This is a genomic window from Lederbergia sp. NSJ-179, from assembly GCF_022867885.1.
In the GTDB taxonomy this organism is placed as follows: Bacteria; Bacillota; Bacilli; order Bacillales; family Bacillaceae_C; genus Lederbergia.
This window is the reverse complement of the sequence record NZ_JALIFP010000016.1, coordinates 23,823-38,402: the sequence shown is the minus strand read 5'-3', so window position 1 is coordinate 38,402 and position 14,580 is coordinate 23,823. Positions and strand designations below refer to the sequence as shown.

Genomic DNA, 14,580 nt, shown 5'->3' with positions numbered 1-14,580 from the left:
ATCTACTATTTATATCGTATGAAAGCTGGGCTAATTTGACAAGTGGAAAGAGACAAATCAACAAAAGTTGATTTGTCTCAGATCTATGATGAACGCCTCAGATAAAAGTCCTAGGAGTCTTTTTCTGAAGCGGAACATAGCACATGTGCACAGTTCAAGTGGTTTTTTCTGCAGAATAAGAAGCGCCAAACTTCTTGTACCTATATTGTGACCTAGTTGCTTAAAAGTATGGGTGTCAACTCTTGTCAACAGTGGTAAAGGAAAAAGTGGATTTTTTTTTAGACTTCGTCTATACTATAGTGGAAACAGGAGGGGTTATCTTTGAACGAATTTGAAAAAAATGTTCAATCAAAACGTAATGATGCGATTGATTCTGGGGTGGGCTTTGTTGTTGGCTTTGTCTTCTTTGCTGCTATTTTTGTAATAGGAGCAGTTATTGAAATCATAGGAAAATAATTTTTTTAAAAAGTATAAAAATTGGCTGGTGCTAAGTCTTACCAAGCAGCTTAGCACCGAGCAGCTTGCATGATGTGAGTCAGAGCGGCGAAGGTGTGCGGATATGGCGACCCTAGCCGTTTTTCATTCTCTTGCGCTTTTGCTATTTGCTATATCCTATTGCAAAATGGTGGAAAACGTTCCTTCCTCGTTTGAAAATTTATAATGGATGGCACCTTGTTCATCCGTACGAAATATTTTTACATCGGATTCTTTAAGATGCTTCAAGACATCTGGATGTGGGTGCCCATAGCGATTATTTCTTCCTGCTGAAATAATGGCATATTCCGGGTTAATCCGTTCCAATAGTTCCGTACTTGTGGATGTCTGGCTTCCATGGTGGCCAACCTTTAACACATCTACCTGCAAATCATTATACATACGTAATAATTCCATTTCACCTTCTCTCTCTAAATCCCCTGTAAACAGCCATTTTAATCCACCAAAATAAGCAAACAAGACAAGGGAAGAATTATTATCCATATATTTTTCATCAACGGGATAAATGAGTTCAAAGTAGCCGGATTTATTTTCCCATTTTGTCCCTGCCTTCCTAACAGATACTTTCGTATTTTTTTCTTGTGCTTTCAGAATAAGATCTTTCATCATCGGCTTTTCCCAAGAATTAGGAGGAATAAGAACTTCCTTCACCTTTATTTGTTCTAAAAGCTCTTCCCCTGCCCCCATATGATCGATATCTCCATGTGTCACAATTAATTTGTCTATTTTTTGGACTCCTTTACTTTTTAAAAAGGGGATTAATATATCTTTCCCCGTATCAAATGGTTGCTTTTGTATAGTCCACTCTTCTTTTGGAAAATCAATTTGACCTCCCGTATCGATGAGATAATTTCCACGATTATAAGGTAATTGAATAAAAATGCTATCCCCTTGTCCAATATCGATAAAAACCACTTCACCTTTTGGGGAATAATATAATGAAATAAAATGGATGATCAAGATCAACAAGAGAGGGAACGATGCAAAATAACGAAATCTTTTCCTTTCCCTCACAAGGAAAAAGATACATATTCCACCGATCACGAAAATGAGAGTCAAACCACTTGGTTTACCAGTAAGAATAGAGGAAAATTCCCAAGAACTAGCGAACATGGCGATTTGCTCGGACAATGCCAAAATCTCGGCAAAACCATTTGCAACCAATAAAAAGATCCCTTTATGAACGAACTGTAAGAGCCAAATAAAGATGGTAACCGGCAACACGACTAACGAATAGTAGGGAATAAATAATATATTTGCGAAGATACTGACTAAGGAGAATTCATAAAAGTGGAACATTAAAATAGGCAAGGAAACAAACATAGAAGTGATGGATGAATCGAATAATGACTTTAAAAAAGAGCCTTTTTCCACTAAACGACTTGACGTAATCACCAATCCGAAAGATACGGAAAAGGATAATTGAAATCCTGCTTGATAAATAATATAAGGGTCAAACAAAGTGAAGATCATAAAACTAATGGCAATCGTGTCCAACGTTGTAATCGGCAAACGCCATTTCTTAGAAGATAAAAGGAGAAGCATCATCAGAATGGCTCTTATAACCGGAGGGTTTGCTCCAGTCATAATCGCATATAGAGGCAGAGTACAGATAAAGATCCAATATATCATTTCTTTTGTTAATCCTATTCGCCTGAAAAGGTAATAAAGAAACCCCATAATCAACCCAACATGAAGACCAGATATGGCCAGTAAATGAATAATTCCCAATCGTTGATAGGATTCTAATACATCCTCATCAAAAGATGCACGATCACCGAAAATAAGTGCATTTGCATAAGGAATAAGCTTGGCAGGAAAATTTTCCTCTACAAGACGAATCCCTTGTTCCCGAATATTTTTTAATTGGTTTAAAAGTGAGTTTTGATTCGGGGCGCAATGGTGAAAAGATGATTTTGAAGGCTGGAAAATCCAGTGAATATTTTTCCTTTTTAAATATTTGGCATAATCAAAAGCATGTTCATTCGTGTTTTCCCTAGGGGCCATTAGTTCTCCCGATATCTCACAAACGGTTCCCGCTTGAATCGTTGCCATTAAAAAATCCTTTTCTTTCTCTGTTTGAATCATATACTGTAACTGAAATTTTTCACGGTGGGTAGATACAATCGCTTTTAAACGATCACCATCTATAAGGGGGGGTTCTCGAAAGGTGATAGAAGTTGTGATTTTCCCTTGTGTATAAAAGGAAATATGACTTTTTGCTATTATAAATCCAACACCTGAAAATAATAAAAAACAAGCACAACTGGCTATGAAGAGCTTTGTATTTTTCTCCAGCATCACTCTTCCCATGATCGTAAAGACCATTAAGAAAGAAAATAGATGAAACTCAAATATCATTAATAATCCTGAAAGTGCAGTAAAAGCAAGAAAAATCCATTTACCTATAAACATAGCGCCTCCATTTTTAATAGAAGGCTTCCCCTCCATTTGCAAAAAAACTGATGTGACTTATACCCGCAAATCAGAGGAGATGCCTCTTCCCTTATTCTTTAGGAATTTTGTGCAAAAGACAAAAAGATGTCCTTATCCAGTGGTACTTTTTCCATTTTGACATGAGCTTGTTCAAGAAGTTCAATGGCATAGGGGTGATTTTTATAATCCTCTGCATAATAAATCGCCTTTATTCCTGCTTGGATAAGGGCTTTGCAGCATTGTAAACACGGAAAATGTGTCACGTAAATTTCCGCCCCTTCTGTTGCAACCCCAAATTTCGCACATTGAAGAAGAGCATTCATCTCAGCATGGATTGTTCGAACACAATGATTGTCAATTACATAACACCCTTCATCTATACAATGAGTGCCACCAGCAATCGATCCATTGTACCCTCCAGCAATCATTCGTTTATCTCTTACAATGGTTGCGCCAACCGCGAGTCTTGTACAGGTGCTACGAGATGAAAGCAGATGACTTTGTGCCATAAAATATTGATTCCACGATAGTCTTTTCATAATTTTTTTACCTCTCCACTTTTTCTATAATATTATAACAGATACAGTCTTTCTATTATTAGAGGATGTTCAAAAAGTCCGATAAAAAGACATAAGCGAATTTCTTCGTTGGCTTGCTTTTCCGCTGCTCACGTATTAACTGCATACGTTCCGCTGCTCAAAGCTACGCCGCCTCGAACTTCTTGGTCCTTTTTATCCTCCTTTTTGAACTCACTCTATTATTGAATTTTAATTTGTTCTTTTAATTTTTCGAAAGTCTTTTCACCAATACCTGATATGTTCATAAGCTCTTCTATTGTTTTAAATGGTCCATTCTCTTCACGATACTCAATAATAGCAGCTGCTTTACTAGGACCAATCCCTGGCAAGGTTTCCAATTCATTGGTGTCCGCCTTATTGATATTTACTTTCTGATCATCCTTACTGTTCATATTGTCTAAGCTGGTAAGATCTTGTTCTATTTCTCCTATTTCCGGAATATAGATGACCATCTCATCATGTACCTTCATCGCATAATTAATTTGGTTTTCATCAGCAGACGTTGATATCCCACCTGCTCTTTCAAGAATATCATAGATTCGCTCACCTTCAACTGCTTCATATAAACCAGGTTTTTTAACAGCTCCTTTTAAATCAATAAAAATACTTGCCGAATCCGTCCCATTATCCTGATTTTCCTCTTCCATTTGGCTTGTTACTGGTTCAGTCCATACAGGGTCAGTAACCGCTGCATCGTCCTTTTGAAAATATTTAAATAAGAAAAGAAAGAGTAGAATCATGCCAATCACAATTCCAATGATAATATGTTTATATTTTTCAAGCCATATTAGCAATTTTCACTACACCTCAGATCATTATGAATATTTTGTGAGCACTGGCATACATTTGTTAGGAGTAATGGATGAAGGAGGGAGAAACGTGAAGGTCGGAATTATCGGAATCGGGAATATGGGTACTATTCTTTCTGAAGCACTTCTCGCAGGAAAAGCCATATCTCCTTCAGACCTAAGCATTATCAATCGTACCAAGGCGAAAGCTGAAAAGTTTAAAGATAGATATCAGGGAGTTACAATAGCATCTGACTATGAAGAATTAGTCCAAACATCGAATCTGATCTTTCTCTGTATGAAGCCAAAAGATTTTTATACTTTTCTTAATCAAAACAGTTCATTTTTTAGGAAGGATCAATGTCTTGTCTCAATTACGAGTCCTATTCAAACATCATGGCTAGAAAAAATGGTTCCAAGTTCTTGTGTCCGACTCATCCCAAGCATAACCAATCGTGCTCTTTCTGGAGTTACCTTGTTCACTTTTGGACTTCATTGTACAGAAACTTGGAGAAATGAATTACTTGAAACCTTTTCAACTATTTCAACCCCAATCCTTATTTCGGAGGAGATTACAAGGGTTTCTTCAGATATCGTAAGCTGTGGGCCGGCATTTTTTAGTTATATCACAAGGCAATTTATTGACGCAGCCGTATCTGAGACCAAAATTGATGGAAAAACGGCAGAAAAGTTATTTGAACAAATGTTAATTGGCTTAGGAGATTTACTAAAAAAAGGTTTTTATTCATTATCTGAATTGGAAGAGAAAGTATGTGTGAAAGGTGGAATTACAGGAGAAGGCATCAACGTATTAGAAAATGAACTAGGAGATGTATTTGAAAAAGTATTTCAAGCGACACATAAGAAATATGCAGAGGAAGTCCAAGAATTAAAAAAGGATTTTGTCGATCAAGAATTAAAAAAGGATTTTGTCGATTAAATATAGGTTTCGACATATTTTATAAAACTCCTGCTAATAAATAAAAAATTTTTAAAGGAATGAAATCAAGAAGTTGGCTGTGCCTGAAATAGCGGGAAAAGTACAATTCGGGCACAGCGGAGGGTAAAACTGGAGCCTGCCTTCTCCCCCATTGCTGAAAAATAATGAGCCTAAAGAGCTTCATTCACTTTTGACAGGCAAAAAAGATCCTTTCTGACTGTTCGTCAGGTTTTTTTTCGGTAAAATCTGCTGTGACCGATAGGATCGTGAACCCTGTTTCATTTAACCAGTTTGTATAGTCTTCCAATAAGTAGGTCCGTTGCACGTGGGATTCTTCAAAACGATCATATTGACCAGTTTGATCATCTTTTAGAAAGAATGTAAGATCATGCTCTACTGTATAGGGAGTATCCTCTGGGTAGCAATCCCATATATAAGAAATTTCCTCCCCGACATAGGAAAAGGTTTGATTCATAAATATATTTTCGATCTTATAAGCTGAATGGACGTCAAATAAAAATAATCCTTTATTCTCCAAATGGGCATAAGCACGCTGAAATGTTTGTCTCACTTGATCTGGTGTTGGGACATAATTTAAAGAATCACAAAAAATCGTAACGATATCAAAGGTCCCTAATCCTTCCAGATTCGACATATCTTGTTCATATAGCTCCAAATTGATACCGGCTTGTTCAGCCTTTTCACGAGCGACCATTAACATATCTGGGGATAAGTCGACTCCAGTGACGTTATACCCATTTTGAGCGAGAAGTATGGATAATTCACCTGTTCCACACGCAAGTTCTAAAATACGTTTGCCGTTAACATGATGGACTTGTTTTGTATGGTCAGCAAATTCCATCCACTTCTTATACGGAACATCACTCATTAATGAGTCATATACTTGTGCAAACCGTCCATACATTTAAGGATCCACCCTACTCAAAACATTGATAATCGGAGCATCTCCCCATAGTTTCTCTAGATTATAATAACTCCGCTCATCTCGCTGAAAAATATGGGCAATAACATCCCCAAAATCCATGAGAATCCATTTTGCTTCATCGAAGCCTTCCACTTTTCGAACCTCTGTCCCTATTTCTTCTAAAACATCTTTCATTTCACGAGCGATCGCTTGTACCTGTTTTCCAGAATTAGCATGACAAATGATAAAATAGTCAGCCAGAAGTGATATTCCTTTCATATTCAAAACAACAATATCTTCCGCTCTTTTGTCATCAGCGGCTTTCACAATTTTTTTAAGAAGTTCTTCTGTATTCAAAAACGAATTCCTCCCTTTCTTATCAAATCATTATATGCTTCAAATGTATCAGGATAAATAGCCGATTTTTTACTCAGCAAAAACACAATCGTATTACTTAACGCCTTTACCATCGCCTCATCCAGATTTTTTTTTGCGAGGTCTCTTGTCTCTTGAATCCCTGGAAAATTTCTTTCCGGTTCAATATAATCAGCCAGAAAAATAATTTTCTCAAGTCGGGACATTTTTGCCCGTCCTGTTGTATGATACCGGATCGCATTTAAAACATCCGGATCATCCATACCAAATTCCTTTTGAACGAGATAAGCTGCGACAGGTCCATGCCATAACTCCGGATGGTAATCAATGAGCCGACTATCCTCTTTAGCTGAAAGGATCCAATTTTTCAACTGATCAACTGGCATGAGTTTAGCGTAATCATGAAAGATAGCGGCTAATTCTACTTTTTTTACATCTTCTTCATATTTCTCCGCCAATCCAACTGCCGTTTCAAGTACCCTTACTGAATGCTTGTACCTTGGTCCATCCCCTAACGCCTTCTGCAAAATGTCTAAGGCTTGTTCACGATTCATATAAACCATTCTCCTCAATATACTGGATAACATTATCAGGTAAAAGATATTTTATGGAAATGGACTTTTTCCTTTTTTCTCTAATCATGGTAGAGGAAATATCCATTTGGGGGACATCTATATAACGAACAGGGTATGGACTATCCAATAAATAATTTGGCCTATTTACGCCGATAAATTGAACAAGTTGGACCAATTGATCAATTCCATGCCATTTAGGCAAATATTCCACCATATCCGCCCCTATTATAAAATAATATTCCACCTCTGGATTTGCTTCTTTTAATTTTATCATTGTATCAAGGGAATACGACTTTCCTTGTCTTGCTAATTCGATTCTTTCAATCATAAAGAAAGGATTGCCTTTTATCGCCAATTCCAACATTCGAATTCTGTCGGATTCCGTTGTTCCACTTGTCCTCGTTTTATGTGGAGGCTCTTGATTAGGCATAAAAGCAATTTGATCCAGATCCAAAGCATGTAATACTTCATTCGCAATAATTAAATGACCTAAATGTGGAGGGTCAAATGTTCCACCTAAAATACCGATTCTTTTTTTCTCAATGAATAAACTCCTCATATTATGGTAACTCCAATTGTTTATTTTCCGATGACTCCCTATATAAAATAATCGTATTGCCTATAATTTGGACAAGCTCCGCCTTTGCCCCGTCCGCTAAAGCAGCAGCAACGGTTTCACGATCTTCCTCACAATTTTGCAAAATGCTTATTTTGATTAACTCCCTTGCTTCTAAGGCCTCTCTTATTTGCTTGACCATATTTTCCTTGACTCCACCTTTTCCTACTTGGAAAATCGGATGAAGGTGATGAGCAGTCGATCTTAAAAAGCGTTTTTGTTTTCCGGTAAGCATACATTTCCTCCTAATTGTTCCATGACAGTTTCAGTCATTCTTTGTATATTTGGACTTTGACCTGTCCATTTTTCAAAAGCCAATGCCCCTTGATAGACAAACATTCCCAATCCATTTTGTGTTTTCGCCCCGCGTTTCTTTGCCGCTTTGAGAAATGTTGTTTCAAACGGATTATAAATAATATCTGACACAAAAGCATTCGGATTCAATTGTTCTAATGATAAAGGAGATTGAGAGACTTCCGGATACATTCCAATAGAAGTTGTTTGAATAATAAGGGAATATTGACTCAGTTTTTCCTCGGCTTCTGTTAAAGTCAAAGCAGTCGAATGACCTTTATAGGGACAATCTTTTATAAGCTTCTTTGCACGCTCCATAGTTCGATTGCAAATATCAATATGATGAATACCTTTTGATAATAAAGTATAAAAAACAGCTTTTGCTGCTCCTCCTGCCCCAATCATTAGTACTTGCTCATCTTGCAAATTCTCTTTCCACTCTGCTTGCAAAGCCTCGGTAAATCCTTCTCCATCCGTATTATAGCCGATCCACCGATTATTTTCCCTGATCACCGTATTCACTGCTCCAATTGCCTTGGCTAAAGGATCAATGGAATCTAAGAAAGGAATAACGGCTGTTTTATGTGGAATGGTTACATTGAATCCTTCTACCCCTATCGCTTTCATTCCTTTTATGGCGATTTCCAAGTCCTGTCCTTTAATATGGAATGGATGGTAATGGGCTTTAATCCCCATTTCATCAAACGCACGCCCTTGCATAACTGGGGACAAAGAATGGGCAATCGGATCACCAATAACACCATATAATTTCATTTCAAACATTTCCCCTTTTTCTCTCTTAAAGTGTGTGTTCCCAAAAGGAGGATAAACCGAACTTTTTTGAACACCCTCTTAAATCAATGATTTTCTTAAAAGGACACTGACACCCTTTGGTGCATAGGCAGCTATCTTTGCTCCTTTCTCTGGGACTGTTACCCATCCTAATCCTGAAAAAACAATATCCGTTTTCCCTTCTCGAATCGTAAAATGATGCCGGACAAGTTCTGGGAAAGCTTCAAGTTCATCAGCCTGTGGTGGTTGAAGCATTTCACCAACATGATTTTTATATAAAGCATCCGCTTTTTCTAACTTTGTTCGATGAATGGCTAGTTCATTGCCCATATAACAAACAAATGAACGTCTTCCACCTGTCTCATAATCTAATCTGGCTAGACCTCCGAAAAATAAGGTTTGCTGCTCATTTAGTTGAAATACCCTTGGTTTCATTTCTTTTTTTGGTGTAATCATTTTTAAATCTTTTTTTCCTACATAATGAGCGATTTGATGATGATTGATAATTCCTGGTGTATCTATTAATGATTTCCCATCGTCTAAAGGAATTTTAATGATATCTAAAGTAGTTCCTGGAAAATGGGAAGTTGTTACCACATTCTCCACTCCTGCCGTCTCTTTTAAAATTCGATTGATTAATGTTGATTTTCCTACATTGGTACAGCCTACAATATAGACATCTTTTCCCTTTCGGTAGTGATCTATTTTTTCAAGCACATCTTGAATGTGAAATCCTTTTTGCGCACTTGTAAGAAGAACATCGACTGGTCTAAGACCTAATTGTTTTGCTTCACTTTTCATCCATTGGATCACCTTATTAGGCTTAACGGATTTGGGGAGCAAATCTGCCTTATTCCCCACAAGCAAGATGGGATTATTCCCAACAAAGCGATGCAATCCTGGAAGCCAGCTACCATTAAAATCAAAAATATCCACAATTTTGACAATAAGACTATCCGTTAAGGCTAATTGATTTAAAATGTTAAGAAAATCCTGATCTGTAAGGGAAACATCTTGAACTTCATTATAATGTCGTAAACGAAAACATCTTTGACATATGACTTCTTCTTTATTTAAAGAGGAAGTTGGTGCATAACCGATTCCTTCAGGATCTTCAGTTTGGATAGTTGCCCCGCATCCGTAACAAATAATTTCCTCTTGTTTATTCAATGTGAATCCTCCCAATCAATCAAGCCTTTACGCTTGAAATTCGCCATAATTCTCCGCTCTATTTTTCGATTAAATTGCGTAAAAAACCCGTCTGAATTGGCAACAGGCATGACCAAAATGGTATGAAACCCCATTCGATTTCCACCAAATATATCGGTTAATAATTGGTCCCCGATAATCACGGTTTCTTCCCTTTCCAACCCCATCTTGAATAATGCCTTTTTAAAAGCTGCACGCATTGGTTTTCTTGCTTTAGAAATGAAGGGAATATTTAATGGATCTGAAAATATTCGTACCCGTTCTTCATTATTATTCGATACAATCGTGATTTTAATGTGATGACGTTTCATTTCATTTAACCATTCTATTAGTTTCGGTGTTGCATTCGGGCGATCCCATTCTACTAACGTATTATCAAGGTCTGTGATAATTCCCTTAATTCCTTTTTCCTTTAATACAAAAGGAGAAATATGATAAATGCTTTTCACATATTCTCCAGGCAAGAATTTATTTAGCAATGATTTGCACCTCTATTTAAAAATATATATACATCTTATCTAATTTTTGACATATTCGCATCTTTTTTGTTAATACAAAAGACTTTTCGACATTTTTCTACTTTTCTGCAAGTTGTGGATAACTTTATTCACTATATTATAGTGAATACAGCAAGTTTTATCCGACCTATTTTCAAGTTGCCCACAAGTTATCCACCCCTACCTGTGGATAAAAGGAACACTTGTTCCAATGCATTTATTTTGTTACAGTGGAGATAGCGAAAGGAACTTATTATTGTATGAGAGCATGTTTGCTTTTAGACCAAAAATTGCTGGAGGTGAAGCTGATGAATAAGCTATCAGACGAACTATTGATTGAATCTTATTTTAAAGCAAAAGAACTCAAATTGAGTTACGACTTTATTCAGCTAATTGAAGTGGAGCTCCACCGGCGATCATTAGAAAAATACACAAAAAAGATGACGTTAATCAACAAATAGAACCTTGTTTATTTTCAAAGCGCTCTAAAATAGGCGCTTTTTTATCCCGAATGAACTGGCAGTAAGACCCCCACTTCAAGAATTCGAGGGAAAACAAGAATTGTAAATGGGGGATCAACTGAAAGTCAAATCCCCGATTGGTTAGGCCTGCAGGACGCAGATCACAAAGGCGTTGCGACAGGACGTCGCGAATTTAGCCTTTGATCTTTTCAAATCAGTAGGGGATGGAAGAAACCTCCACTGATTGAAGTTTCACTTTATATTTCTTTACAATGGATGATCTTTCCTATTGGTTCTCCAAGTTGAACAGGTACAGGCAAGTTTTCATGTGTTCGTGCTTTGAATGTGTCTTTTTGAAATAAAAGGATCACCGTTGATCCAAAGGAAAAGTAGGCTATTTCTTCTCCTTTTTCCCATGTTTCATTGTTGTTTGTTATTTGAACAGAATTTATCAACATGGCACCCACTTTTACCATTGCGAATGGAACATTTTCATGCTGCAATTCTGTTATCACCCGGTAATTACTTGCTAAAGTTGCTTTCCCATATTTTAATCCTAATGAATTGACTGGAAATGATCGATCTCCAAGGCTATATTGATTTATTTTTTTAGCTGAAAGCGGAGAGTGAATTCGATGATAGTGAGAAGGACTTAAATAGATGATCATATAATGGCCTTCCACAAATTGAGCTGCTCGCTCCTTTCCCCCAAGCATGTTTGCAATTGAATATAACTTTCCCTTCACTAAGATATCCTGATTTAAATTAATACGTCCGATATCTTCAATTACCCCATCAACAGGACTAATCACTGTATCATATTGCCGGTCAAACGAGCGTACACCAGCTTTTAATTTTCTTGTGAAAAAAGAGTGCAAATTTGGATATGTTTTCCATTCTCCCTCCATTTCTTCGTGATTAATGTGGTATAGTTTGGCATAAGGTTTAATGAATGGCCGACTTAACCCAGATTGGGCAAATCGATGAATAAGGGTAGAAAAGATTGGTCCATTCGTCATTCGTATAAATGTACAGTATAATTTACTCTTCAACATTTCTTCCTCCATTAAAATTCATGTTAACATTTTTTTAAGAAAGTATTATAATTGAATAAAGGAGCTTTATTAAAAGGAGGTGGTTTAATGTTAACCAATGTTATGGACATCACAATTCGTTTATTAAAAGCAAATGCTGCAAACCTACTGACACTTTGTAATTTGGGATTAGGTGGATTTGCTATTATCGCCTGTATGAATGGTCAACCTCATTTAAGCTTATTATTCATTTTCATTGCTGCACTTGCTGACCGATTTGACGGAATGACCGCTCGAAAATTCCATATTGAATCGGAATTAGGAAAACAGCTTGACTCGATGAGTGATATAATTTCTTTTGGTGTTGCCCCCGCTTTGCTATTATATCAAGGAATTTTTCATATGTTTGGTTTTCCAGGAATATTTTTTACTATTTTTTATATAGCTTGTGGAGCTTTTAGACTTGCCAGATTTAATATTACCGAAAGTAATGGTTATTTTACAGGACTTCCTATCACGGCTGCTGGATGTTTGCTAACATTCAGTTATCTTGCCATACCCTATTTGCCATCGCACTTTTTTATCTTTTTCAGCTTTATTTTATCTATACTAATGATTAGTACTTTTACATTAAAGAAGGTGTAATAAAAGCCGGTTCAACTCTAGTAGAGTGGGCCGGCTTTTATTTGGCTAGAGTTTATTACTTTTGAGTCATTTTCATAAATTCCTCGACGTCTTGTATGCAGAGTTGAATTCCCTCTTCCCAGAATTCCTTTTGGGTCAAATCTACATCTAGGTGTTTTTTCGCAAGGTCCTCTACCATCATGGAGCCGGTATCTTGAAGAAGAGAAATGTATTTTTGTTCATACCCTTTTCCTTCTTTTATAGCCTTTGCATAGATCCCCAATGAAAACAAATAACCGAAAGTATATGGGAAGTTGTAAAACGGTACACCCGTAATAAAGAAATGTAATTTTGATCCCCAAAATAAAGGATGGTATTGTTTTAAAGCATCTCCGTAGGCTTCCTTTTGGGCTTGAACCATCAACTCATTTAAACGATTTTTACTAACAACGCCGTTTTTACGTTCTTCATAAAAACGAGTTTCAAATAGAAAGCGCGCTTGGATATTCATCAGTAAAGCAACAGATCTTTGAATCTTATCTTCCAATAAGGCCAATTTTTCCTCTTCATTTTGTGCATTTTTAACCGATGCATCTGCCACAATCATTTCTGCAAAGGTAGAAGCTGTCTCAGCAACATTCATGGCATAATTCCGATTTAGAGGTTCCTCTTGTTTTAAAACATAAGAATGAAAAGCATGTCCCAATTCATGAGCAAGAGTAGAAACATTAGCAGGAGTCCCAGAATAAGTCATAAATATCCTAGATTGCCCACTATTTGGAAAAGAGGTACAAAAACCACCTGGACGTTTACCTGGACGATCCTCCGCTTCAATCCAACGATCCTCAAACGCCTTTTCAGTAAAACGTGGCAACTCGTCACCGAACTCGTTAAAATGCCTTAAAATAAATTCTGCACCTTCCTGGTAGCTGTATGTTTTATTCGCCATCCCTACTGGTGCATCTAAATCCTGCCAGCCTAGTTGATCCACACCAAGAATCTCAGCTTTACGCTTAAGAAATTCTACAAATGGCTTTTTATTCTCTGAAATAACTTCCCACATGACATTTAATGTTTCTTCCCTCATACGGTTATAGGTTAAAGCTTCCTTCAAAAAATCATCCCACCGACGCTGCGTATAAACGGATAAACGAAAACCTGCAAGATGATTTAAAGTTTCAGCTAAAAGATCAGACTCACGATCCCATGCTTCCTCCCATGCTGTGAAAATCTGCTGGCGAATTTGAGGATCATGGGAGGAAAATTTATTGGAAGCTTGTCCGACAGATAGCTCCACTTTTTCTCCATTTTCCTCAAACGGAATTTTAATTTTCCCAACAATCGTATCATACAGTTCGCCCCATCCATGGTATCCATCTACACTTAAGGCATGAATGAGTGCTTCTTGCTCTTTCGATAGTTTTTCGGCTGCCGTTTTTCTTTTTTCATTTAAGACAAATTGAATTTCTTGAAAAGGCGGTTTTTCAAGTAATTGTTGCCAAACATGTTCATCTATTGACGATAGTTTTTCGTCGAATATAGTAAGGGCAGTTTCAAATTTTGCCTGTAAAGTAGTGACAATCCCGCGTAGTTCGTTTGCTTTGGTGTCATATGTATTCTGAGCTTGTAAGCAGCTAACAAACGCCCCCGCCTGCCCCATATTATCCGAGATTGTTTGGATTTGTTCTAATAACGCTAGAAGGGAAGAGTTTTCAGAAACCTTAAGTATTTCCCATTCGTTCACCTCTTCCTCTAAGGTTGTTAATTGCGATTGTAAGCTTTGCAGATGCTCCGCAAATTGTGGGGAATCACTTCCCCCATCAAAAAATACATCTAAATCCCAAGTCCATTCATAATTATGTGCCAATGAAAATTCCTCCTTTTGTAAATCAAACTTGATTCCTCCATTTTATTATAAGAGACTCATCCGATTTTTCATAA

General features: G+C 36.9%; 17 protein-coding genes. 4 read left to right on the top strand and 13 right to left on the bottom strand.

What is annotated here, in order from left to right:
- Positions 1 to 321 precede the first annotated feature (321 nt).
- Positions 322 to 456, top strand: a complete 135-nt coding sequence (locus MUB24_RS13085) for a YqzM family protein (protein WP_244704751.1) — start codon at positions 322 to 324, stop codon at positions 454 to 456.
- A gap of 156 nt (positions 457 to 612) precedes the next feature.
- On the opposite strand, the gene MUB24_RS13080 is transcribed toward MUB24_RS13085, so the two are convergent.
- The 3 genes from MUB24_RS13080 to MUB24_RS13070 all read right to left on the bottom strand — a co-directional run bounded on the left by MUB24_RS13080 (position 613) and on the right by MUB24_RS13070 (position 4,303).
- The gene (locus tag MUB24_RS13080; RefSeq protein WP_244704749.1) at positions 613 to 2,910 is read right to left on the bottom strand and encodes a DNA internalization-related competence protein ComEC/Rec2; all 2,298 of its coding nucleotides are present in this window, start codon (positions 2,908 to 2,910) and stop codon (positions 613 to 615) included.
- Between the two features lie 98 nt (positions 2,911 to 3,008).
- Positions 3,009 to 3,470, bottom strand: coding sequence for a ComE operon protein 2 (locus tag MUB24_RS13075; RefSeq protein WP_244704747.1), 462 nt, complete (start codon positions 3,468 to 3,470; stop codon positions 3,009 to 3,011).
- Positions 3,471 to 3,688: 218 nt separating this feature from the next.
- Positions 3,689 to 4,303, bottom strand: a complete 615-nt coding sequence (locus tag MUB24_RS13070; protein WP_244704745.1) for a helix-hairpin-helix domain-containing protein — start codon at positions 4,301 to 4,303, stop codon at positions 3,689 to 3,691.
- An 85-nt stretch (positions 4,304 to 4,388) separates the two neighbouring features.
- Here MUB24_RS13070 and comER point away from each other — a divergent pair, with 85 nt between their 5' ends.
- Positions 4,389 to 5,237, top strand: coding sequence for a late competence protein ComER (gene comER / locus MUB24_RS13065; RefSeq protein WP_244704743.1), 849 nt, complete (start codon positions 4,389 to 4,391; stop codon positions 5,235 to 5,237).
- A gap of 184 nt (positions 5,238 to 5,421) precedes the next feature.
- On the opposite strand, the gene MUB24_RS13060 is transcribed toward comER, so the two are convergent.
- From MUB24_RS13060 to MUB24_RS13025, 8 genes are all read right to left on the bottom strand, one after another.
- Positions 5,422 to 6,162 (bottom strand): class I SAM-dependent DNA methyltransferase, encoded by a 741-nt coding sequence (locus MUB24_RS13060; RefSeq protein WP_244704741.1) that lies wholly within the window; start codon positions 6,160 to 6,162, stop codon positions 5,422 to 5,424.
- On the bottom strand, positions 6,163 to 6,519 hold the full coding sequence (gene rsfS / locus MUB24_RS13055; RefSeq protein ID WP_244704739.1) for a ribosome silencing factor: 357 nt from the start codon (positions 6,517 to 6,519) through the stop codon (positions 6,163 to 6,165).
- Positions 6,516 to 7,091 carry a bis(5'-nucleosyl)-tetraphosphatase (symmetrical) YqeK gene (gene yqeK / locus MUB24_RS13050; protein ID WP_244704737.1) on the bottom strand — a complete coding sequence of 192 codons (576 nt, stop codon included), beginning with the start codon at positions 7,089 to 7,091 and terminating at the stop codon, positions 6,516 to 6,518. Before yqeK ends, rsfS begins: the two co-directional genes overlap by 4 nt.
- A complete protein-coding gene (locus MUB24_RS13045; protein ID WP_244704735.1) occupies positions 7,081 to 7,671 on the bottom strand; it encodes a nicotinate-nucleotide adenylyltransferase in 591 nt (196 codons plus the stop codon). Before MUB24_RS13045 ends, yqeK begins: the two co-directional genes overlap by 11 nt.
- A 1-nt stretch (position 7,672) precedes the next feature.
- Complete coding sequence (yhbY, locus tag MUB24_RS13040) at positions 7,673 to 7,963, bottom strand: ribosome assembly RNA-binding protein YhbY (protein WP_244704733.1); 291 nt, start codon at positions 7,961 to 7,963, stop codon at positions 7,673 to 7,675.
- Positions 7,933 to 8,796, bottom strand: coding sequence for a shikimate dehydrogenase (aroE, locus tag MUB24_RS13035; protein ID WP_244704730.1), 864 nt, complete (start codon positions 8,794 to 8,796; stop codon positions 7,933 to 7,935). The genes yhbY and aroE overlap by 31 nt, the downstream gene beginning before the upstream one ends.
- Positions 8,797 to 8,874: 78 nt before the next feature.
- Positions 8,875 to 9,984 carry a ribosome biogenesis GTPase YqeH gene (yqeH, locus tag MUB24_RS13030; protein WP_244704728.1) on the bottom strand — a complete coding sequence of 370 codons (1,110 nt, stop codon included), beginning with the start codon at positions 9,982 to 9,984 and terminating at the stop codon, positions 8,875 to 8,877.
- Positions 9,981 to 10,502: a YqeG family HAD IIIA-type phosphatase gene (locus MUB24_RS13025; RefSeq protein WP_244704726.1), complete on the bottom strand. Its 522-nt coding sequence runs from the start codon at positions 10,500 to 10,502 to the stop codon at positions 9,981 to 9,983. The genes yqeH and MUB24_RS13025 overlap by 4 nt, the downstream gene beginning before the upstream one ends.
- A gap of 326 nt (positions 10,503 to 10,828) precedes the next feature.
- Between MUB24_RS13025 and sda the strand changes: the two genes are divergently transcribed.
- Entirely contained in the window at positions 10,829 to 10,981 is a 153-nt protein-coding gene (sda, locus tag MUB24_RS13020; protein WP_244704724.1) for a sporulation histidine kinase inhibitor Sda, read from the top strand.
- A 257-nt stretch (positions 10,982 to 11,238) separates the two neighbouring features.
- Here sda and MUB24_RS13015 read toward each other — a convergent pair whose 3' ends face one another.
- A complete protein-coding gene (locus MUB24_RS13015) occupies positions 11,239 to 12,033 on the bottom strand; it encodes a phosphatidylserine decarboxylase (RefSeq protein ID WP_244704722.1) in 795 nt (264 codons plus the stop codon).
- A 90-nt stretch (positions 12,034 to 12,123) separates the two neighbouring features.
- Between MUB24_RS13015 and pssA the strand changes: the two genes are divergently transcribed.
- Positions 12,124 to 12,660 carry a CDP-diacylglycerol--serine O-phosphatidyltransferase gene (gene pssA / locus MUB24_RS13010; RefSeq protein ID WP_244704720.1) on the top strand — a complete coding sequence of 179 codons (537 nt, stop codon included), beginning with the start codon at positions 12,124 to 12,126 and terminating at the stop codon, positions 12,658 to 12,660.
- Between the two features lie 55 nt (positions 12,661 to 12,715).
- Here pssA and MUB24_RS13005 read toward each other — a convergent pair whose 3' ends face one another.
- Positions 12,716 to 14,506 (bottom strand): M3 family oligoendopeptidase, encoded by a 1,791-nt coding sequence (locus MUB24_RS13005; RefSeq protein ID WP_244704718.1) that lies wholly within the window; start codon positions 14,504 to 14,506, stop codon positions 12,716 to 12,718.
- Positions 14,507 to 14,580: the final 74 nt, after the last annotated feature.

Bases quoted from the DNA above. Each gene is read 5' to 3' on its own strand.
- MUB24_RS13080 (WP_244704749.1), bottom strand. From the start codon at position 2,910: ATGTTTATAGGTAAATGGATTTTTCTTGCTTTTACTGCACTTTCAGGA.
- MUB24_RS13075 (WP_244704747.1), bottom strand. From the start codon at position 3,470: ATGAAAAGACTATCGTGGAATCAATATTTTATGGCACAAAGTCATCTG.
- MUB24_RS13060 (WP_244704741.1), bottom strand. From the start codon at position 6,162: ATGTATGGACGGTTTGCACAAGTATATGACTCATTAATGAGTGATGTT.
- yqeK (WP_244704737.1), bottom strand. From the start codon at position 7,091: ATGAATCGTGAACAAGCCTTAGACATTTTGCAGAAGGCGTTAGGGGAT.
- MUB24_RS13045 (WP_244704735.1), bottom strand. From the start codon at position 7,671: ATGAGGAGTTTATTCATTGAGAAAAAAAGAATCGGTATTTTAGGTGGA.
- yhbY (WP_244704733.1), bottom strand. From the start codon at position 7,963: ATGCTTACCGGAAAACAAAAACGCTTTTTAAGATCGACTGCTCATCAC.
- aroE (WP_244704730.1), bottom strand. From the start codon at position 8,796: ATGAAATTATATGGTGTTATTGGTGATCCGATTGCCCATTCTTTGTCC.
- sda (WP_244704724.1), top strand. From the start codon at position 10,829: ATGAATAAGCTATCAGACGAACTATTGATTGAATCTTATTTTAAAGCA.
- pssA (WP_244704720.1), top strand. From the start codon at position 12,124: ATGTTAACCAATGTTATGGACATCACAATTCGTTTATTAAAAGCAAAT.